The organism is Clostridium luticellarii, assembly GCF_002995845.1.
In the GTDB taxonomy this organism is placed as follows: Bacteria; Bacillota; Clostridia; order Clostridiales; family Clostridiaceae; genus Clostridium_B; species Clostridium_B luticellarii.
The window spans coordinates 18,078-38,708 of record NZ_PVXP01000029.1 but is presented as its reverse complement, the minus strand read 5'-3'; the positions used below and the strand labels follow the sequence as shown (position 1 = coordinate 38,708).

Annotated in this window: 15 protein-coding genes; 14 read left to right on the top strand and 1 reads right to left on the bottom strand. The window is 35.8% G+C overall.

The window, feature by feature from the left end; translation table 11 throughout:
• Positions 1 to 353: 353 nt before the first annotated feature.
• From CLLU_RS10550 to holA, 7 genes are all read left to right on the top strand, one after another.
• Positions 354 to 2,414, top strand: coding sequence for a methyl-accepting chemotaxis protein (locus CLLU_RS10550; protein WP_106009730.1), 2,061 nt, complete (start codon positions 354 to 356; stop codon positions 2,412 to 2,414).
• Positions 2,415 to 2,517: 103 nt separating this feature from the next.
• A complete protein-coding gene (locus tag CLLU_RS10545; protein ID WP_106009728.1) occupies positions 2,518 to 4,122 on the top strand; it encodes a flavodoxin family protein in 1,605 nt (534 codons plus the stop codon).
• Positions 4,123 to 4,199: 77 nt separating this feature from the next.
• The gene (locus tag CLLU_RS10540; protein WP_106009726.1) at positions 4,200 to 4,880 is read left to right on the top strand and encodes a response regulator transcription factor; all 681 of its coding nucleotides are present in this window, start codon (positions 4,200 to 4,202) and stop codon (positions 4,878 to 4,880) included.
• On the top strand, positions 4,873 to 6,036 hold the full coding sequence (locus CLLU_RS10535; RefSeq protein WP_106009724.1) for a sensor histidine kinase: 1,164 nt from the start codon (positions 4,873 to 4,875) through the stop codon (positions 6,034 to 6,036). Before CLLU_RS10540 ends, CLLU_RS10535 begins: the two co-directional genes overlap by 8 nt.
• A gap of 88 nt (positions 6,037 to 6,124) precedes the next feature.
• On the top strand, positions 6,125 to 8,713 hold the full coding sequence (locus CLLU_RS10530; RefSeq protein WP_106009722.1) for a P-type ATPase actuator domain-containing protein: 2,589 nt from the start codon (positions 6,125 to 6,127) through the stop codon (positions 8,711 to 8,713).
• 78 nt (positions 8,714 to 8,791) lie between these two features.
• Positions 8,792 to 10,477, top strand: a complete 1,686-nt coding sequence (locus CLLU_RS10525; protein ID WP_242977555.1) for a ComEC/Rec2 family competence protein — start codon at positions 8,792 to 8,794, stop codon at positions 10,475 to 10,477.
• A gap of 17 nt (positions 10,478 to 10,494) precedes the next feature.
• Complete coding sequence (gene holA, locus CLLU_RS10520) at positions 10,495 to 11,529, top strand: DNA polymerase III subunit delta (RefSeq protein WP_106009720.1); 1,035 nt, start codon at positions 10,495 to 10,497, stop codon at positions 11,527 to 11,529.
• A gap of 28 nt (positions 11,530 to 11,557) precedes the next feature.
• Here holA and rpsT read toward each other — a convergent pair whose 3' ends face one another.
• Entirely contained in the window at positions 11,558 to 11,824 is a 267-nt protein-coding gene (rpsT, locus tag CLLU_RS10515; protein WP_106009718.1) for a 30S ribosomal protein S20, read from the bottom strand.
• A gap of 212 nt (positions 11,825 to 12,036) precedes the next feature.
• On the opposite strand from rpsT, the gene gpr reads away from it, so the two are divergent.
• From gpr to dnaK, 7 genes are all read left to right on the top strand, one after another.
• Positions 12,037 to 13,011 carry a GPR endopeptidase gene (gene gpr, locus CLLU_RS10510; protein WP_106009716.1) on the top strand — a complete coding sequence of 325 codons (975 nt, stop codon included), beginning with the start codon at positions 12,037 to 12,039 and terminating at the stop codon, positions 13,009 to 13,011.
• Positions 13,012 to 13,123: 112 nt separating this feature from the next.
• Entirely contained in the window at positions 13,124 to 13,447 is a 324-nt protein-coding gene (locus CLLU_RS10505; RefSeq protein ID WP_106009714.1) for a hypothetical protein, read from the top strand.
• Between the two features lie 112 nt (positions 13,448 to 13,559).
• Positions 13,560 to 15,368: a translation elongation factor 4 gene (gene lepA / locus CLLU_RS10500; RefSeq protein ID WP_106009712.1), complete on the top strand. Its 1,809-nt coding sequence runs from the start codon at positions 13,560 to 13,562 to the stop codon at positions 15,366 to 15,368.
• Positions 15,369 to 15,507: 139 nt separating this feature from the next.
• On the top strand, positions 15,508 to 16,659 hold the full coding sequence (gene hemW / locus CLLU_RS10495; RefSeq protein ID WP_106009710.1) for a radical SAM family heme chaperone HemW: 1,152 nt from the start codon (positions 15,508 to 15,510) through the stop codon (positions 16,657 to 16,659).
• Positions 16,660 to 16,848: 189 nt separating this feature from the next.
• Positions 16,849 to 17,889, top strand: a complete 1,041-nt coding sequence (gene hrcA, locus CLLU_RS10490) for a heat-inducible transcriptional repressor HrcA (RefSeq protein WP_106009709.1) — start codon at positions 16,849 to 16,851, stop codon at positions 17,887 to 17,889.
• 77 nt (positions 17,890 to 17,966) lie between these two features.
• Positions 17,967 to 18,671, top strand: coding sequence for a nucleotide exchange factor GrpE (grpE, locus tag CLLU_RS10485; RefSeq protein WP_106009708.1), 705 nt, complete (start codon positions 17,967 to 17,969; stop codon positions 18,669 to 18,671).
• A 69-nt stretch (positions 18,672 to 18,740) separates the two neighbouring features.
• Positions 18,741 to 20,618 (top strand): molecular chaperone DnaK, encoded by a 1,878-nt coding sequence (dnaK, locus tag CLLU_RS10480; RefSeq protein WP_106009707.1) that lies wholly within the window; start codon positions 18,741 to 18,743, stop codon positions 20,616 to 20,618.
• The last annotated feature ends 13 nt before the right edge of the window (positions 20,619 to 20,631 follow it).

The window sequence follows — 20,631 nt, the reverse complement described above, 5'->3', positions numbered from 1 at the left end:
TCAAAAGACTGGACTGTTTTATTCATTTTTTATGCGATTTTATAAATCTGTGGATAATTCTAAAACTCAAAGTTACCTTATCCACAGTCGTTATCTAGTCATTTCTAAAAAAATGGGGAAACTCTAATTTCAAAAGGTATTGATTATATAAAAATAAATAAGTTATAATTGAATCCAAGACAATGACATCCTTTCATGTTATTTTTGGTTTTAGCAGATTCAATTATAACAGAAAAAAGGGGGTCATTGTTTTTTTATTGAAAAAAACTTTGTAACCCTTGATATATAAAGAATAAATTTTAAAAATAGTGTAAAAAACTTTACACTAACCATCAATAAAAGGGGGATAAAATATGAAAAAACAGAGCATCTTGTTTAAAATCAATCTAGTTGTGATACCCACTGTATTAATTGCTTTGATTCTACTTACAAGTATCAGTTATTTCAGCACTAAGTCCATAATAAACAGCCAGACAGAGATGAACATGCAGAGTAAATTATCCAGTAATTCAGAAATGGCCCAAAAATTACTGCTCAATAATGCCAGAGTTGTAGAAACCCTTGCAAAAACAGTTGAATCGTCTTATGGTGTGCTCGGCAAGGACAATTATATTTCACTGCTGGAAAAATTTCCACAGACAAATAGTGAAACCTGTGGTGTAGGTGTATGGTTTCAGCCATATAAGTACGATGAAAGTATGAAGTATTTCGGCCCCTATGCTTATAAGGACAACGGGAAGGTTGTTTATACCGATGATTACAGCAAGCCGAAATACGATTATCCATCCCAGGAATGGTATAAACTGGGCTTGAATGTAGATAAAGCTGTAGATTGGTCTGAACCTTATGTGGACCCTGTTACAAAAGTTTCAATGATAACGGCCTCCTCCCATTTTGTAGATGGAGGAAATAATATCGTCGGTGTTACTACAGCAGATATGGATTTAACAAGTTTGCAGAAAAACATCAGCAGTGTAAAAATTGGAGATACTGGTGAGGCATTTTTAATCAGTAAAAAAAGTGGAATATATGTAGCTTCAAAGGACAAGTCCCGGATCATGAAAAAGAAAATTCAAAATGAATCGAATAAATCACTTGCCTCCATCGGCAAAAGCATGATTTCCGGAAAATCCGGAAAAGGTACCTATAAAGATAATGGAATTACATACAATGTATATTATACTGCCGTTCCAAATTCAAACATGGTTTTGGGGATACAAATTTCCCAGAATGAACTTTTTAAATCAGCTGACTCATTGATGGTGAAATATATTATAATAACAGCAGTTTTTATAATACTTACGGCACTGGTCATAATCTATTCTGTAAATAAAATAAGGAAGAGGCTGAATTCTGCTGTAGGACATTTGAATGTGATTTCAGAGGGTAATCTGACGCAGAAAGTGCCAAAAGAATTTTTAAATTTGAATGATGAAGCGGGAGATGTGTCAAGGGCTGTGCACAATATGCAGGAAGAATTAAGGGTATTGCTCCTTGATACTAAGGATTCAATTCACAAAATCATAGATTACACCAAAAAATTAAAGAGTATATCCGGAGATATGTCCAGCAACTCGGAAGGTGTTGCTACTGCTATTGAGGAAATAGCAAAGGGAATTAACAGTCAGTCCGGAGAGCTTATTGAAGTTTCAAACAATATAAATGAATTTGGAGAGGCAATTGACAATGTAGTGCAGGAAATTGAAAAAATAGATGATTCCTCAAGCTACATAAATGCCAGGGCAACCGACAGTAACGATAAAATGCAGTTACTGATCCAGTCAATTGAAGGGATCGGAAAATTGTCCTATAGCTTTGAGAAGCAATTAAAAGGTTTTGCAGATAGGATTAAAGAGGTGAATGAAATTACTCTTCTCATTGACAGTATTTCAGATCAAACCAATTTACTTGCTTTAAATGCTGCAATTGAAGCGGAAAGAGCTGGTGAAGCAGGAAAAGGGTTTGCAGTGGTTGCAGATGAAATCAGGAAGTTAGCAGAACAGAGTAAAAATTCTTCTGAAAATATAAGAGACGTTATTGGCAATATTTCAGCAAATATGGGTGATATATTCAGTATGTCAAAAAATATAAACGATGAAATAATTAAGCAGACAGATGTAGTAAATACAGCTAGTGATTCTTATGAAACCATAATAGATGAAATAGGTAAAATAGTGCCTAAAATACAGTCAATCAATAATTTGGTTGTAAAAATAGATCAGAAAGAAAAGGATATTTCCAGTAAAATTGAAACAATATCAGCAACAGCAGAGGAAATATCGGCTTCTTCTGAGGAAATAACTGCATCCTCAAAGGAAACAGAGGAATCGTCCAGGGAGGTTTCAAAAGCAGCAGAGACTTTGGAAGATATGACAAAGGACATGACTGATAATATTAATAATTTCAAATTGTAATGTAAAAAATTATTGCTAATTGATATTTGTTCTTTGCACTTTGAGCTTTGTAGTAAAGTGGCAATGCTGGAATAAAATTTTTAAGTTTGGAGGGTATGTCGATATGGAGGTGCTTGTGTTAAATGGCAGTCCAAAGGGAGAAAAAAGCAATACATTCAGGATAACCAGAGCTTTTTTGGAGGGGCTTGAGGAAAGCAGAAATTGCAATGTACACATAGTGAATATCAGTGAAAAAAACATTGAACACTGCAGGGGATGTTTTGCCTGCTGGACTAAAACTCCGGGGAAATGTGTAATAAAGGATGATATGAGAGAGCTTATGGAAAGGTATGTGACATCGGATGTTGTTATTTGGAGTTTTCCACTCTACTATTTTGGGATGCCTTCAAAAATCAAGGCATTTCTCGATCGCATGCTTCCTACAAATCTGCCCTATATGGATATAAATAAAGATGGAACAAGCGGACATCCTTCCAGGTATGATCTGTCAAATCAAAGATATATCCTTATTTCCACCTGCGGATTTTACAGTACCAAAAACAATTATGATGCTCTCTTTAAACAGTTTGAAATCCTGTTCGGAGATAGGCTTTCAAAAATAATTTGTCCAGAAGGAGAGCTGTTTCATGTTCCACAACTTGAGGGAAAGATTTTAGAATACCTGTCTTATGCAAAAAAAGCTGGCGGAGAATTTGGAAACAATGCTGCAATCAGCGGAGATACACGAAATAAACTTGGGCAACTGCTGTATCCTCCTGATGTGTTTGTGGAAATGGCAGATGCCAGCTGGGATATTTCGGGGAAATCTCCAGAGGAAAAGCCGCAGAAGGATAAATCCTACAATTTTATGAAACAGATGGCTGCCATATACAACCGGGAAAGTTACGTAAAAGATGTTCTGCTTGAAATATATTTTACAGATATTGACAGAATCTATCAGCTTTGTCTGGGAAAAGAAAAATGCACTGTAAGCACTGAAAATTTTGTGACCTATACCACCAGAATTGAAACAACTTTTGAACTCTGGAGGAAGATTTCAGAGGGCAAGGTCAATGGAGCAGAAGCTCTGATGAAAAAGCAGTACAAAGTACTGGGGGATTTCAGTACAATGCTCAAAATGGATGATTATTTTGGAACAAAAAGGCAGATTTCTCAAAAGAAATTCAGGGAAAACAAAACAAATATGGCTCTGATTTTGTTTCAGTGGATAGTACTTTGGGTAGTACTGCCCATAGATAAAGTCTGGGGAGGTGTGGCTGGAATCATTGTGTGTTCCAGCATACCTGTTCTTTCATATAAGTTCAAACTTACAATCTATGATAAAATGAGTATTCCACTGATCTGTGTCCTTAGTCTTCTGGCACTGCTTGGAGTTAGTCCTACAATTGTAATATGTCTTTCATATATGCTGTTTGGTATTATGTGGCTGTTGTCCTGCTGGAGAAGAATACCTCTTACTGCGTATTACTCAAGCAATGATTACAACGGAGAAGGTGCCTTCCGTAATCCTCTATTTTTGAAGACAAACAGAATCTTAACCGCAGGCTGGGGTGTGCTTTACCTGATAATTGCCATTTACACGTATTTTCTTATGGGAAGTGTATTGTCCAGTTATACAGGTATCATAAATTCAATTGCACCTGCAGTTATGGGAATCTTTACAAAATGGTTTGCAGGCTGGTATCCTGCAAAAGTTGCCAGAGGATAATTACAATAATTAGGAATAGCTTAAATGCTTCATTAAGGATATAATATATTTATCCTATGTACGAAGGAGAGAAATATATGTCCGGTAAAAAAATTCTTATTATTGAAGATGAAGTGAAAATAGCCAGGTTTATTCAATTGGAACTTCAACACGAGGGTTATGAAGTAAAAAAATGTCAGGATGGCAGGGAAGGTCTCAAAGCCGCTTTGGAAGGTGATTGTGATCTTGTAATTCTGGATGTAATGCTTCCATCTATAAATGGTATGGAAGTTTTGAGAAGGCTTAGACGGACATCCCAGGTCCCGGTGATTATGCTCACTGCAAAGGATGAGGTTACAGACAAGGTTATGGCACTGGATATTGGAGCGGAAGATTATGTTACAAAACCTTTTGCAATAGAAGAGCTTCTGGCTCGTATCAGGGTCATATTCAAATATAAAAGCCAGCTGGCTGAAAGAGGTATTATTTCCGCAGGAAAATTGAAAATGGATATGGACAGACATATTGTAACTTTTCAGGATGATATAATAGATTTGACAAAAAAGGAGTTTGATCTGCTGGAGTATCTTATGGTAAATAAAAATATAGTACTTTCCAGAGACAATATCCTGATAAATGTGTGGAAATATGATTACGCAGGAGATACTAATATAGTTGATGTGTATATCCGTTATTTGAGAAGTAAAATTGATGACAGATATAATAAAAAATTTATCTATACTGTTCGAGGAGTGGGGTATCAGCTGAAATATGAATAAGTTAGAATTGAGATCCTTATTTGAAAGAATATACAAGGTGACTAAATATATTTTAGCTTTTTCATGCAATATAATAGGTAGGATTACAGAAAGTATTATGGAGAAAATGAGATTTTCCATAAGTTTCAAGATAACGATAACCTATGTGTTTATATTCTCCATAGTTTTTCTGCTTATGGCTGCAGGTGTCATGGGAAGCTTTGTTTACTATACCAGAAGTGGGGGAAATTGGGATTACAATCTGCTGTTGTCTGTTGTCATGGTTGTGCTTGGAATATCAGGTCTTGTTCTGGTTGTGGTGTTTGGATCAAAGGCCAGCAGAAAATTTCTTTCACCGGTACATCAGATGACTGAGACCGTAAAAGAGATATCCATAAAGGATCTGGGCAGGCGTATTGATGTAAGAGGTTCAAAAAACGAGCTTAAAGATCTGGCGAAAACCTTCAATGAAATGCTGGATAGAATACAGAATTCCGTGGAGCAGCAAAATCAGTTCATATCAGATGCCTCTCATGAACTCAGAACACCTATATCTGTAATTCAGGGCTATGCAGATCTTCTGGATCGCTGGGGAAAAAATGACAGAGCTGTCCTTGAGGAGTCTATTGAATCCATAAAGAGTGAAGCAGAAAATATGAAGGAACTCGTGGAGAAACTTCTATTTCTGGCCAGAGGAGATAGAAATGCACAAAAGCTGGAAAGGAGTAAATTTTCACTGAATGAGCTCATAGGTGAGCTGATAAAAGAGACCAGAATTATAGATAAAGAACATATTTTAAAAAACGAGCACAATGATAAAATTGATATCTGGGCTGACAGAAAGCTTATGAAGGAAGCTCTTAGAATATTTATTGACAACAGTATCAAATATACTCCTTCAGGAGGGGCAATAATGCTTGACTCCTATTTAAGAAAGAGTGAAGCTGTTATAGTGGTATCGGATACGGGAGCAGGTATAGCTGAAAAAGATATTCCCCATATATTCGATAGATTTTACAGGGCGGATAAGTCCAGAACCAAGTCCAGTGGGGGAACGGGTCTGGGACTTTCCATCGCAAAATGGATAATTGACCAGCACAATGGAAAAATAAGTGTATGGAGTGAAATTCAAATAGGAACAGTTATAAAAATTATCCTTCCTGTGTTTGAAGTTTAAATATGTATTTATCCCGATTATTTTTTAAAGTTAATGTTTGTAAATACGATATTTAAATAGAGTTCTTTTTATAGGAGGGTTAGAGTATATGGTTGAATGGTATAAACATCCGTGGAGCGAGATAGTGAAGGAACTTAACAGCAACACCTATTATGGACTGGATGCAGAACAAGTAGGTCCCCTCAGAGAAAAGTATGGAGAAAATAAAATTGTTATGCCGGACACTAAGGGACTGAGTTATCTTATATTTGTACAATTTAGGGAGATATGGATAGTATTATTGATGTTTTGTGTTGTTTTATTTTTGTGTTTTGGAATGTATATTTATGGAATTATATCTCTGGCTGTTATACTCTTCAATGTGTCTTTTACAGCTATGGAGCAGTATAAGGTGGAGAAAGATATAAAAGAGCTTAGAAAATTGAATTTAGGGATGGCAAGAGTGGTAAGAGATGGACGAACTATGAGGATACCATCTGAAGAACTTGTGGTAGGAGATATAGTTATAATTGGACGCGGTGAGGGAATACCTGCGGATATGAGAATTATTGAAAGCAATGATTTGAAAATAGATGAGTGCTCTGTGACTGGAGAAAATTTCATAGTTGAGAAATATGAGTCCAAAATAGATGACAAAGAACTGTCTCTTTCTGATATGAAAAATATGCTTTTCAAGTCATCTTCTGTGGCCGAGGGAGATGGTACAGGTATAGTTGTAGCAGTGGGAATGGATACACAGGTAGCTAATATAGTAAAGTTTCTGGTTGAAGATGAAGAAAGAATAAAATCCTTTGGATTTAGAATGCACAAGATTATAAATACTTTCAGTACATTGGGTCTAATCTGTCTCTCAATTATAGGATTTATGCTGAATCTTACTTTAGATGGGGATTTTTATTATAATTTGAAAAGACTGTCCCTTGTGTTTCTGGGAGCTATTCCCCAGGCAATGATTGTTATAATCCTGCTTATAGGAGTTATACTTTTGAAAAAGTTCAACAAGAAAAACATAACTTTTAAGGATTTGTCCAGTATAGAGAAATTTTCAGGTATTTCAGCAGTTTGTGCGGACAAGGTAGGTGCTTTTTCTAAAAATAAAATGAGAGTGGCGAAGGCTTACGGAAGCAATGGTATTATTGACATAGATGAAGAGACCTTTAAAAATGGAATAAATGAGAGCCTGTACAGAATGATAAATATAGGACTTTTATGTAATGATGTGAAATCCGTAAAAATAAATGATGAAAATTCAGTAAAAAGTCTTGTTGAATTGTCAATGATAAATTTCTGTGCTCAAAATGGAATGTATAAGAAGGAACTGGACAAAGAATATAAAAGAGTATTTCAGATCTTATTCGACGGAGAAAGACGAATAATGACCACTGTAAACAAGGTGGATGAAAAATACAGGGCCCATGTAAAGGGAGCCACGGATTCCATCTTGAGCAGATGCACCCATATATTGAAAAATGGAGTGGAGCTGGAGATAACGGAGGAGGATATAAAGTCCATAAAAGCTGCTGACATTTCCATGTCCAATGAATGTCTGTATGTAGTTGGGTTTGCCTATAGGAATTTTAATTATGAACCCAGTATAAAGGAAAACATTGAAAGCAATTTGGTTTTTGTAGGACTGATTGGTTTTGACAATATGTTAAAGGAAAATGCTACAGATTGCATAAAGAAAGCTTTTTCCCTTTCAATAAAGCCAATTATCATTACAGATGACAGCAAACTTACAGCTCTGGCAATAGGAAAAAAGATAAATATCGTGTCCAGGCTTTCCCAGATAGTTTCCGGAGTGGAAATGGACAATATGACTGATGAAGAATTCAGCCGCCTTGGAGAAAAAGTCAGCTTTTTTTCCAGAATAAGTTCCAGACATAAAGTGAGAATAATAAAAGCATTGAAGAGCTATGGATATATGACGGCTATAACAGGCTGGAAACTTACGGATTTGCCTTCGCTTAAAATATCCGATGTTGGAATAACCAATACGAAGAGTAAAATAGTGAGGAAATTATGCGATGTATTTGTGAAAAATATGGATTTTATGAACTTCCTGAATACTGTGGAAGACTCCAGAAAGATCATAAATATGATCAAAAAGATAATTGTATATATTATAAGCTGTTGTGTGGGGATGAGCACATTTCTAGTTATGAATGTCCTATTTGATGTGAATATTTCTACAGGGATTATTGCAGAATCACTGTGGTTTAACGGTGTGATTATGTTTCTGTCAGCTCTGACTCTCATGTACCAGTGTAAAGATGAAGAAGGGGACTATGTGCCGTCTGTAGTCGATAAAAGCATAGTGAGGGAAAATATAGGGTTTATATTGTTTGGAGGATTTTCAATGGGAATTCTGTCTTTTTTAGCCTTTTATATCTCAAATTCATGGGAAGGTAAATTTTCATTTTTGGCCTCCATATCCGTTTTAAATATATGCGCAGTACTGTTTGTTTACAGTTTTTCCAATGAAAAGTTTTTTAAAAACAAGATTTCCAATATGATCCCGGCTGTGAATCTGATTATACAATTGATTGGAATTTTTGTTGTGAGCAAATTTATGATTTTATTTGACTTAGGTTATTGGAAAATATTTTTAGGGTGTATAATACCCTGGTTTGTTTTGTGTATATTTCATAAATTCTACAAGGATGAGTATGTTTAATATGCCACTTTTGGGCAAACATAGATAATATACATTGATGTGTGTAATGTGTATATGATTGCCCGGGAGGTATCATACATGAGAATGGAAAGACCCTTGATATTTTATTGCATATCTCTATCTTTTGGATGCGTATTCTCAATATTGCTTTTGGACAGCACTCTGGCAGCGGCAGCAGCAGCTGTTTTTTTTCTTGTAATATTATTTTTAACTCTGGATATTAAAGTCTTTATAATAAATGCAATGTTTTTCCTTCTTGGAATATTTAGTTTTTATCTTTATTTCAATATAACTGTTGACAGTCCTGCAGAGATTAGGATTGTAGATAAAAAAGACTATTATTTTCTAGGAGACTTTAAAGGGAGAAAACTTATATTAAAAGGGGAAACAAAGGGCCTTGCGGAAGGAGAGAAAATAAAGGCATATGGAAAATTCCAGAAAGATTTTATCATAGAAAATGGAGTGATTGGAAGTTACAAGCTGACTGAATATAAGCACTGCAATAGAGATTTTGTTTATTACTCATATGGTTTCAAGGGAAATCTCTATAGAAAATTTAAGGATACAATTGGAGAGGAAAGAGCAGCTCTTGTCATGGGTTTGTGTTATGGAGAAACTGCTTATATCAGCACTGACCAGATGGAGGATTTTCAAAAGCTTGGAATAATTCACGCCCTAAGTGTTTCAGGATTTCACATGGTTATAATATATGAAGTGCTCCAGTACCTGCTGGGACTCAAGGCAGCTATTGCCGTATCCGCATTTTATGTTTTCTTTACGGGCATGTCGGCGGCAACCATGAGGTCATTTATAATGATACTTGTATTTAAATTGTCCAAAATATTTTTTAAGGAATATGACGGCATATCTTCTCTGAGTCTGGCAGCTCTTGTTTTAATACTATTTAAACCCTATTATATTGTGAATTTGGGGTTTGATCTGTCCTTCCTGGCAACTCTGGGCATACTTTTGTATAATGGGATCATATATAGAAAACTTTATGTGCTTCCTAAAAAACTGGCGGAAAGCATAAGTCTGACTTTTAGTTCCCAAATTTTTTCACTGCCCTATATAGCTTTTACAATTCAAAATTTCAGTTGTGGATTTATTGTGGGAAATTTATTGCTGATTCCACTTTTGTCAATGGTAATTGTACTTGGAAATGCAGCACTATGTTCATATCCTGTGGAAGTGGCATTTAAGTTCATCTCCATAATTATAAATGTGGTGTTTACTGCAGTAGATGGAGTAAACAGCATTGCCTTGAAATTATGCCCTGAGGTTGTGTATTTGAAGTACAGTGATGGACTGCTGATTCTTGCAGTATTTATTGGCTTTGTGATGTATAAAAGGGGATATAAAAAATTCAAGTATGTTCCTGCGGCATGTATAATTTTAATGGCACTTGAAGGATATTCGTTTTTTACAACTATAACCCTTGTAAATAGGGATGAAGGAGAGGCGGCTGTTGTAAAAAAAGGCACAGATAGAGTCATGATATGCAATTACGACTACTGGAATGTGAATTGGATATCAAATATAAAAATGCAGCAGTCGGTGAATAAAATAATAACTAATCCAGGCAGAGATTTTATCTGTAATCTGAATGAGAATTCAGCCTTGAAGGTAAATGAAAATCTGGAAAATCACATGGCTTTGACACTTTATAGAGGAGATAGGCAGTTCAAATTTTTGTTGGATAAAAATGCGGCAAACAGCAGTTCTTATGTTATAATATTCAATATGCTCTTTAGAATCAAATAGATGGAAGTGAGTAGAGTTTGATAGATATAGTTACTTTTGGCAGAAATTTAGAAAAAGGACATATAGAAAATTGCTATTTATTTTGCGGCAGTGATGAGTTTCTCATAAGGGAAAGTATAAAGGCATTGATCGGAAAGCTTATAAAACCGGAATTTATTGATTTGAATTATGTTAAATTTGATGGCAGCTCTCTGGAGGACTTTGATACTGTAATAAATGCCTGTGAAACCCTGCCTTTCATGAGTGATAAAAAAGTTGTACTTGTATATAGAGCCTCTTTTATGGGAGAAGAACAGGGATATAAAAGTAAACTCAATGCCCATTTTAAAGATATACAGAAATATTTGAAAAATGTTCCTGAACACTGTATCTTAATATTTTACTATGTGTTTAAAAGCAAGAGAGATAAGCCTGGAAGAAAAATATACAGATTGGATAAGGATATATGTATAGTCAAGGCCGACAGGATGAGAGGATATCAGCTGGAAAATAGAGTTCAGGAATTTTTCCGTATAAGAGGCAGGAACATAAAAAAAGTGGAGCTGAGATTGTTCTGCAATCTTATGGAGGGGAACAACCTAAGTGCAGTGGAAAATGAAGTGGAGAAATTGTGCTGTTATACCTATGGCAGGGATATAAAAAGAGAGGACATAGAGAAAATGTTCTTAAAGAACAGTGAGGAAGACATTTTTGATGTGGTAAATGCCATATCAAACAAAAATTTGAAAGGTGCACTTCACCTGATGGATGAACTCATATACGGCGGTGCCAAAATAAATTATATCCTGGCAATGATAGAACGTCAGTTCAATATGCTGTTCAAAATCAAACTGCTGCTGGAAGATAAAAAACAAAAAACAGAGATCATGAAAATACTAAATATCAAATCTGAATATGGATATAATATTATGGCTAAGCAAAGCAAAAAATTTACTTTGAAGCAGCTTAACAGATCCATACAACTGTGTCTGAACACGGAGAAAAACATGAAAAGCCTGTCCGTAGATGAGAAGACTGAATTGGAACTTTTGCTCATAAATACAATTGCATAATAAATAACCGGTGCTGACCGGTTATTTATTATGCAGTTAATCCATTTAATTTTAAAGTCAGCTTAGATTTGTCTCTTGATGCTTTATTCTTGTGAATTACACCTTTTGATGCGGCCATATCTATAGCTTTTACAGCTGCAGTGAAGGTAACCTTAGCTTCTTCCACATTCCCATTGTCAATAGATACTAAAAACTTTTTTATAGCAGTCTTCAATGAAGATTTTATTATTCTATTCCTCAATGTCTTAGTCTGGATAACCTTTATTCTCTTTTTTGCAGATTTTATGTTTGCCATTCTTTCACCCCCTTGTGTTTTTATAGACTTCAACAGCTTTGGGGAAATTTGCCGTCAAGTCACTATATTTAACAAGTGCTATTATAGCATTAAATTTTAACCACTTCAAGTATAAATTATACAGTTGGAGGTATATTGTAAAAGTCAATTACCAATAATAACAGATAGATGAAGAATACAGCTGAAATAGTATGTAGGGAGTGATAGATACAATGTTTGATGTGAGAACTGATTTGGCAGTAGAGACCAGAGAAAAATGCAGGAAGGAAAGAGGTGGGGAAGTTCCGGGAGTTAAAGTGGATGAGACTGTGGAAGACGATATAAAGGTAACCTGTGTGGAAATAGTAGATGACGTGGGAGAAAAGATCATGGGAAAACCCAAGGGCTCATACATAACCATAGATATGCCGCGGCTTACCAACTATGATGGGAAAGTAAGGGATAAGGTCAGCAAGGTGGTGGGAAAATCACTGTCGAAAATGATAAATGTGGATAAAAGCATGACTGTACTGGTGGTGGGATTGGGAAATTGGAATATAACCCCGGATTCCCTTGGCCCTAAAGTTGTGTCAAAGCTGATGGTCACCAGACACTTGAGGCAGCTGGTACCTGATAAGATAGACGAAAATATAAGGCCGGTATGTGTCATATCTCCCGGGGTACTTGGAATTACAGGTATTGAAACCAGTGAGATCATAAAAGGAGTTGTGGACAGGGTAAAGCCCAATCTCATAATTTGCATAGATTCTCTGGCATCCAGGAAGATGGATAGAGTCAATTCCACAATACAAATAGGCAACAGGGGGATATCGCCGGGTTCCGGAGTTGGAAACAGAAGAATGGAATTGAGTGAAAAGACTCTGGGAGTACCTGTAATAGCTATAGGAGTGCCCACGGTAGTGGATGCAGCCACTATGGCCAACGATACCATTGACATGGTTTTGGATGAAATGATAAAGCAGACTAAAAAAGGAGAAAAATTTTACCAGATGTTAAAATCCGTAGACAAGAATGAAAAACATCAGATGATAAGAGGACTTTTGGATCCTTACAGTGAGAATATAATGGTTACGCCTAAAGATGTGGATATGGTGGTGGATTCCATTTCGAAGGTCATTGCAAATGCCATAAACATAGCACTTCAGCCTGCATTGGATTTGGAGGACATAAATACATTTCTGAATTAGTGCTGAAGACGGTGTCTGTATCTTCACGGTGAGTTGGAATATGATGTATAAAATTTATAAAAAAGTTCATCCTTTATAATAAGAATTTTATTTTATAGGGGGTGACTTTTTTATGAGTAAAAGAGCTGCTGCAGTTGTAATTATAATTTGCAGCATGATAATTATTTCCGGTTTTACAATTGTAAGTGTGGGGCTTCCTAAATATGTGAAAGATCAATCCAATTTTAAGATGGATTATACTTCATCGCCTTTTGATTTCACTGTAGATGCAGGTAATTATTCATTGAGTTTGAATAACAAGGTGGGTGAAAACTTTAAAAATGGATCTGAAAAAATCATGAATGTGGTAGGGAGCAAAATATATTCTGGAACTTCTTACATAATAGATGTAACCCGAAATGTGTTCCAAAATGTAGAGGACAGGTTTACCAAATAAGGTGCTTTTAACTATAGGGTGATTATGATATAATTTACTGTAGTTGTTTGACCTTTGAATTGTAAAGATCACTTGGTTGTGGAGAAATTTCATTGATATTGGAGGAAATAGTATGCAGAGTGAAAGACAGAGACATATAAGAAATTTTTCTATAGTCGCCCATATAGATCATGGTAAATCCACCCTTGCAGATAGATTGATTGAAAGAACTGGAACTCTTACTGAAAGAGAGATGAATTCCCAGGTGCTTGACAATATGGAACTGGAAAGAGAACGGGGAATAACCATAAAATCTCAGGCGGTGAGGCTCATATACAAAAGATCCGATGGGGAAGAATATATTTTAAATCTCATAGATACACCAGGTCATGTGGATTTTAATTATGAAGTTTCAAGAAGTTTGGCGGCCTGTGAGGGGGCCGTTCTTGTAGTGGATGCGACTCAGGGTATACAGGCACAGACTCTGGCAAATTGTTATCTGGCCATGGATCATGATTTGGAAATAGTTCCTGTAATAAACAAAATAGATCTGCCCAGTGCAAGGCCGGAAGAAGTAAAAAGTGAAATAGAGGATGTCATAGGAATAGATGCGGAAGATGCTCCGCTGGTTTCTGCAAAGACAGGTTTGAATATAGATCATGTTTTGGAAGCTATAGTGAATAAAATACCTTCTCCAGAAGGAGATGAGAGTGCACCGCTGAGAGCTCTTATATTTGATTCCAATTATGACAGCTACAGAGGGGTGGTCTGTCATATAAGGGTAAAAGAAGGCTGTATAAAACCGGGAGAAGAAATAAAACTTATGGCTACAGGTAAGGTATATGAAGTTACGGAAACAGGAATATTTGTTCCGAATTTTATGCCAAGATCAGAATTGAAGGCAGGAGATGTGGGATATTTTACTGCTTCCATTAAAAATGTAAGGGATGCCCGGGTAGGTGACACAGTAACTGAAGCACAGAGGGAAGCTGCAGAGCCTTTGAAAGGATATAGGCCGGTGGTTTCCATGGTATACAGCGGTATATATCCGGTGGATGGCGCAAGATATGGTGAATTGAAAGAAGCATTGGAAAAGCTTCAGGTTAATGATGCAGCACTTTGTTTTGAACCGGAAACATCCATAGCTTTGGGGTTTGGGTTTAGATGTGGATTTTTAGGACTGCTGCACATGGATGTGATACAGGAAAGAGTGGAAAGGGAATTTAATCTGGACATAATAACTACAGCTCCGTCGGTTATATACAAGGTATTCAAGACAGATGGCACCCTGCTGCAGCTTACCAATCCCACCAATATGCCTGAATCGTCAGAGATAAAGTACATGGAAGAACCCATAGTTAAAGCTTCCATAATAACTCCTTCTGAGTATGTGGGTTCAGTTATGGAACTTGCACAGAGCAGAAGAGGAACCTTTAAGGATATGCAGTACATAGAGACAACCAGAGTATCTTTAAACTATGAAATTCCTTTAAATGAGATAATATACAATTTTTTTGATGTATTGAAATCAAGGACAAGAGGATACGCTTCCCTGGATTATGAGTTAAAAGGCTATAAAGCTGCCAGTTTGGTAAAACTGGATGTGCTTTTAAACGGAGAATCCGTGGATGCACTTTCTATGATTGTCCCTGAGGAAAGGGCCTATGAAAGAGGAAGAAAAATAGCTGAAAAGCTAAAGGAAATAATACCGAGGCAGCTTTTTGAAATACCAATACAGGCCGCTGTAGGAGGAAAAATTATAGCTAGAGAAACTGTCAAGGCCATGAGAAAAGATGTACTTGCAAAGTGTTATGGAGGAGATATATCCAGAAAGAAAAAGCTTCTGGAAAAGCAAAAAGAAGGAAAAAAAAGAATGAGACAGGTAGGTTCTGTTGAGATTCCACAGGAAGCTTTTATGGCCATACTTAAGACAGAAGACTAAAAGGGAAATATCAAAGTTCAGAGTTCAAATATCAAATTCGGTTGATTTTCGATTTTAACCGAAAATCCTCATTATCTGATATTTAATATTTTAACTTTGATATTTAAATAAACAATTTATGAGCCAGGAGGTGTTTTTTATGTGCATTGGGGAAGAAACCATTAAGGCAGAACCTGCAGCTCTATACATACATATACCCTTCTGTAAAAAAAAATGTCTTTATTGTGATTTTCCATCCTATGGAGGCAGAGAGGATTTAATGTGTAATTATTCCAGAGCATTGGCTGAGGAGATTGGAACTGTGGGAAGGAGAAACATAAAGACTATATTCATAGGTGGAGGGACTCCTACCTACCTATCGTTAAAGGCATGGAATAATATATGTGAAGCAGTGGAAAAATTAAATTTGGAAGATAATTTAGAATTCACAGTAGAGGGAAATCCAGGTACATTTACTGAAGAAAAATTATGTTTTTTGAAAAACATGGGAGTCAACAGGCTCAGTATAGGTCTTCAGGCATGGCAGAATTCCCTTCTTAAAAGAATAGGGAGAATTCACAGCGTAGATGATTTCCTTGAGGGATACAAGATGGCTGAGAGACTGGGATTTTCAAATATAAATGTAGATCTTATGTTTGGACTTCCAGGACAGACCTTGGAGGACTGGAAAGAATCACTGAAAAATGTTGTCAAACTGGATCCACGGCATATATCCTGCTACAGCCTCATAGTGGAGAAAGGTACTCCTTTTTACAGCATGTATAAAAATCATGGATTAAAACTTCCGCAGGAAGAAGAGGAAAGACAGATGTATTATTTTACTTTGGAATTTCTCTATAAAAGCGGGTACAATCAATATGAGATATCAAACTTTGCTAAAAATGGCAGTGAATGCAGACATAATCTGGTATATTGGAATTTGGAACCCTATATAGGATGCGGATCCAGTGCTCATTCCTATGTGAATGGTTATAGATACAGAAATACACTGGATATAGAAGAATATATTCATCAGGGAAGGTCAGGACATTTTGTAAAACTGGATGAACATAAGAATTCCATTTATGACGATATGGAAGAATTCATGTTTATGGGACTCAGAAAAACCAGAGGAATTTCCATGAGTGATTTTGAAGGGAGATTTCATAGGAATATTTATTCAGTATATGGAGATATAATAGATGAATATACGAAAAAGGGACTATTGGTAGTAGACGAAGACGATATGTATCTGAATAAGAGGGGGCTGGAAGTGTCCAATAGTGTTATGTGTGAATTTATTTTGACCTGATATTGATTCTATAAGATATTTTGAGAAATAGTGAGGAAATATTATAAAATCCATTTTAAACTTGATAGACTATGATATTTATCAGGATAATATAACTTATATACATTGACAAAAAAAATTATGAGTGATATTTTTTAATCATAGTAATTAGCACTCAGCAGTAATGAGTGCTAATAAAGAGGTGATATTATGGAAATGGATGAAAGAAAAATAAAAATACTTCAGGCAATAGTAAATAATTATATAAACACCGCTGAGCCTGTTGGATCCAGAACCATAGCTAAAAAGTACAACTTGGGAGTAAGTTCTGCCACCATCAGAAATGAAATGTCTGATTTGGAGGAAATGGGTTATTTGGAGCAGCTTCACAGTTCTTCAGGAAGGATACCTTCCAATAAGGGATACAGACTGTATGTGGATAAATTGATGCAGATCCCCAACCTGAGCCCTGAAGAGATCTATATAATAAAGACCCAGATTATAAATGACGCTTTATTTGAAGTAGATAAAATAATAAAGCAGGCCATTTATCTTTTGTCTGAACTCACAAGGCTTACTTCTGTAGTTAGAGCACCTTCTGTAAAAAAAGGTCATATAAAGCATATGCAATTGGTAAATATAGAATCTAACAGCAATATCTTATTGGTACTTATAATTGATAGTGGAATTATAAAAAACAATTTTATAAAAATTAAAGAAGCTATTCCCGATGATACTCTTACTAAATTGAGTAATGTATTGAACTGCAGGTTAAAGAATTTATGTGCCGATGATATAGATCTGGAAATTATAACTAGTTTAAAGTCGGATTTAAAGGGATACGAGGATATAGTTGATGAGATAATTTTTGTACTGTACGACAGGCTGAATAATGTGGATAATTCAGAGATATATATGCAGGGAGCCACAAATATATTCAATTACCCTGAATATAGGGATATAGAAAAGGCTAAAGAATTTTTATCCATGCTGGATAATAAAGATAAAGTGAGCAGTTTGCTAAACAGTGCCTCAAGTATTTCGGTAAAAATAGGAAATGAAAATTATATAGAAGGTGCGGAAGATTGCAGTGTTATATCCGCAGTGTACAGTTTAAATGAAAAGCCTATAGGAGAAATTGGTGTAATAGGGCCTACAAGGATACCTTATTCTAAGGTGATCTCCGTGCTGGCAAATGTGGTAAAAGAAATGAATTATATTTTAAACCACGCTTATTCCAGTGAAAAGTAGGAAAAGGTATCTTAAAGGCAAAGTGAAATTTGAACTATGTAATTAGCAATAAAAGTTGGATTGGAGGAAATGTCTAAATGTTAAAAGATGAGGATATGGATGCACAGAGTGCTGAAAAAAATGACAATTGTTCTGCAGAAGACAAAAATTCTACAGAAAATGAAAAATTGAATTTAGATGAGGAATTACAAAAATCTGATAAAGAAAAGACTGCAGAAGAAAATACAGAATCAGGTGATAGTGGAAATACAGACAAGGAAACGGAATCAAATGGAGAAGTAGATGAACTTGAAGAAAAAAGAATAAAGCATCAGAAAGAATTGCAAGAAGAGAATTTTAAGTTAAAGGATGAAAACAATAAAATTATGAATGAGAACAAAGCTCTTAAAGATAGGCTTTCCAGGACCAAAGCAGAATATGACAATTTCAGGAAGAGGACATCAAAGGAGAAAGAGGGAATTTATTCTGATGCCTGCAAGGATATATTAAAAGAGATACTTCCTGTACTGGATAATCTGGAAAGAGCAGTAAAAGTGGAGGGAAATGCAGAAGATTTGAAAAAAGGCGTGGAAATGACAATGAAACAATTCAATGCTGCACTGGAGAAATTGAATGTGGAGGAAATTTCTACAGAAGGTGAATTTGATCCTAATATCCACAATGCAGTCATGCATGTAGAAGATGATAATTATGAAAAAAATTCCATAGTAGAGGTGTTTCAAAAGGGATATAAAAGGGAAGATAAAATAATAAGGTACAGTATGGTGAAAGTAGCAAATTAAGTTTAAATAAGTAATAAGTAAAATGTTAAACATAATTTCAACTGAGTTAAATTTAGGAGGTAAGTTAACATGTCAAAAATAATAGGTATTGATTTAGGAACAACAAATTCTTGTGTTGCAGTTATGGAAGGTGGAGATCCGGTAGTTATAGCTAACTCTGAAGGTGCAAGAACTACTCCATCCGTAGTATCCTTCCAGAAAAATGGTGAAAGACTGGTAGGTCAAGTAGCTAAAAGACAGGCAATAACAAATCCAGATAGAACTATAATGTCAATAAAGAGACATATGGGAACAGACCATAAAGTAGATATAGATGGAAAGAAATATACACCTCAGGAGATATCGTCAATGATACTTCAAAAAATAAAGGCAGATGCAGAGGCTTATCTGGGTGAACCCGTAACAGAGGCTGTTATAACTGTACCTGCATATTTTAATGATAGTCAAAGGCAGGCCACTAAGGATGCAGGGAAAATTGCAGGACTTAATGTTAGAAGGATAATAAATGAGCCTACAGCTGCATCTCTTGCCTATGGTATGGATAAAATGAATACAAATCAGAAGATATTTGTATATGATTTAGGCGGAGGTACTTTTGATGTATCCATATTGGAACTTGGAGATGGTGTGTTTGAGGTTAAAGCTACCAATGGAGATACTCATCTCGGTGGAGATGATTTTGACCAGAAAATAATAGATTATATAGCAGATACATTCAAGAGTGAAAATGGGATAGATTTGAGAAATGACAAGATGGCACTTCAGAGATTGAAAGAAGCAGCTGAGAAGGCAAAGATTGAATTGTCCTCTTCTACACAGACAAATATAAATTTGCCATTTATTACAGCAGATGCCAATGGACCTAAGCATATAGACATGAATTTAACCAGGGCAAAATTCAATGAACTTACAGAGGATTTGGTGAACAGAACCATAGAGCCTATGAAGAAAGCTTTGAATGATGCCGGGATTACAATAAATGATATAAATAAAGTTATATTAGTAGGTGGTTCTACCAGAATACCGGCTGTTCAGGAAGCAGTGAAGAACTTCACCGGCAAGGAGCCTTCCAAAGGAGTTAACCCGGATGAATGTGTAGCAGCAGGAGCAGCTATCCAGGCAGGAGTACTTACTGGAGATGTTAAAGATGTACTTCTTCTTGATGTAACACCACTTACCCTTGGAATTGAAACTTTGGGAGGAGTTGCCACTCCGCTTATCAGCAGAAATACCACCATACCGACTAAGAAGAGCCAGACATTTTCTACTGCAGCAGACAATCAGACTTCTGTTGAAATTAACGTAGTTCAAGGTGAGAGACAGATGGCTGCCGATAATAAAACTCTTGGAAGATTTACTCTTTCAGGTATAGCTCCGGCTCCAAGAGGAATTCCTCAGATTGAAGTTACTTTTGATATAGATGCAAATGGCATAGTAAATGTGTCAGCTAAGGATAAGGCAACTGGAAAGGAAGCAAATATAACTATTACTGCTTCCACTAACTTAAGTGATGATGAAATAGATAAAGCTGTAAAAGAAGCTGAAAAGTTTGAAGAGCAGGATAAGAAGAGAAAAGAATCCATAGAAGTTAAAAACAATGCAGATCAAATTGTATATCAGACTGAAAAGACATTGAAGGATCTGGGAGATAAAGTTTCCGGCGAAGATAAGAAAAATATAGAGGAAAAGGTAGAAGCGGTTAAGAAGATAAAAGACGGCGATGATTTGGATGCAATAAAGAAAGCTACTGAAGAATTGACACAGGCACTTTATGGTGTCACATCAAAAATATACAGCCAGAACGCACAGGCAGGACAGAATCCTGGAGCAGGGCCAAATCCGGGAGGACAGAATCCTGGAGCAGGTGCCGGTCCTCAAGGTGGAACGGGAAATAAAAAAGATGACAATGTAGTGGATGCTGATTATAAAGTAGACGATGATAAATAATATTTTCTCTTCA

Bases quoted from the DNA above. Each gene is read 5' to 3' on its own strand.
- dnaK (WP_106009707.1), top strand. From the start codon at position 18,741: ATGTCAAAAATAATAGGTATTGATTTAGGAACAACAAATTCTTGTGTT.
- CLLU_RS10525 (WP_242977555.1), top strand. From the start codon at position 8,792: ATGAGAATGGAAAGACCCTTGATATTTTATTGCATATCTCTATCTTTT.
- rpsT (WP_106009718.1), bottom strand. From the start codon at position 11,824: ATGGCAAACATAAAATCTGCAAAAAAGAGAATAAAGGTTATCCAGACT.
- CLLU_RS10550 (WP_106009730.1), top strand. From the start codon at position 354: ATGAAAAAACAGAGCATCTTGTTTAAAATCAATCTAGTTGTGATACCC.
- grpE (WP_106009708.1), top strand. From the start codon at position 17,967: ATGTTAAAAGATGAGGATATGGATGCACAGAGTGCTGAAAAAAATGAC.
- hemW (WP_106009710.1), top strand. From the start codon at position 15,508: ATGTGCATTGGGGAAGAAACCATTAAGGCAGAACCTGCAGCTCTATAC.
- CLLU_RS10545 (WP_106009728.1), top strand. From the start codon at position 2,518: ATGGAGGTGCTTGTGTTAAATGGCAGTCCAAAGGGAGAAAAAAGCAAT.
- CLLU_RS10540 (WP_106009726.1), top strand. From the start codon at position 4,200: ATGTCCGGTAAAAAAATTCTTATTATTGAAGATGAAGTGAAAATAGCC.
- CLLU_RS10505 (WP_106009714.1), top strand. From the start codon at position 13,124: ATGAGTAAAAGAGCTGCTGCAGTTGTAATTATAATTTGCAGCATGATA.
- lepA (WP_106009712.1), top strand. From the start codon at position 13,560: ATGCAGAGTGAAAGACAGAGACATATAAGAAATTTTTCTATAGTCGCC.
- hrcA (WP_106009709.1), top strand. From the start codon at position 16,849: ATGGAAATGGATGAAAGAAAAATAAAAATACTTCAGGCAATAGTAAAT.
- gpr (WP_106009716.1), top strand. From the start codon at position 12,037: ATGTTTGATGTGAGAACTGATTTGGCAGTAGAGACCAGAGAAAAATGC.
- CLLU_RS10535 (WP_106009724.1), top strand. From the start codon at position 4,873: ATGAATAAGTTAGAATTGAGATCCTTATTTGAAAGAATATACAAGGTG.
- CLLU_RS10530 (WP_106009722.1), top strand. From the start codon at position 6,125: ATGGTTGAATGGTATAAACATCCGTGGAGCGAGATAGTGAAGGAACTT.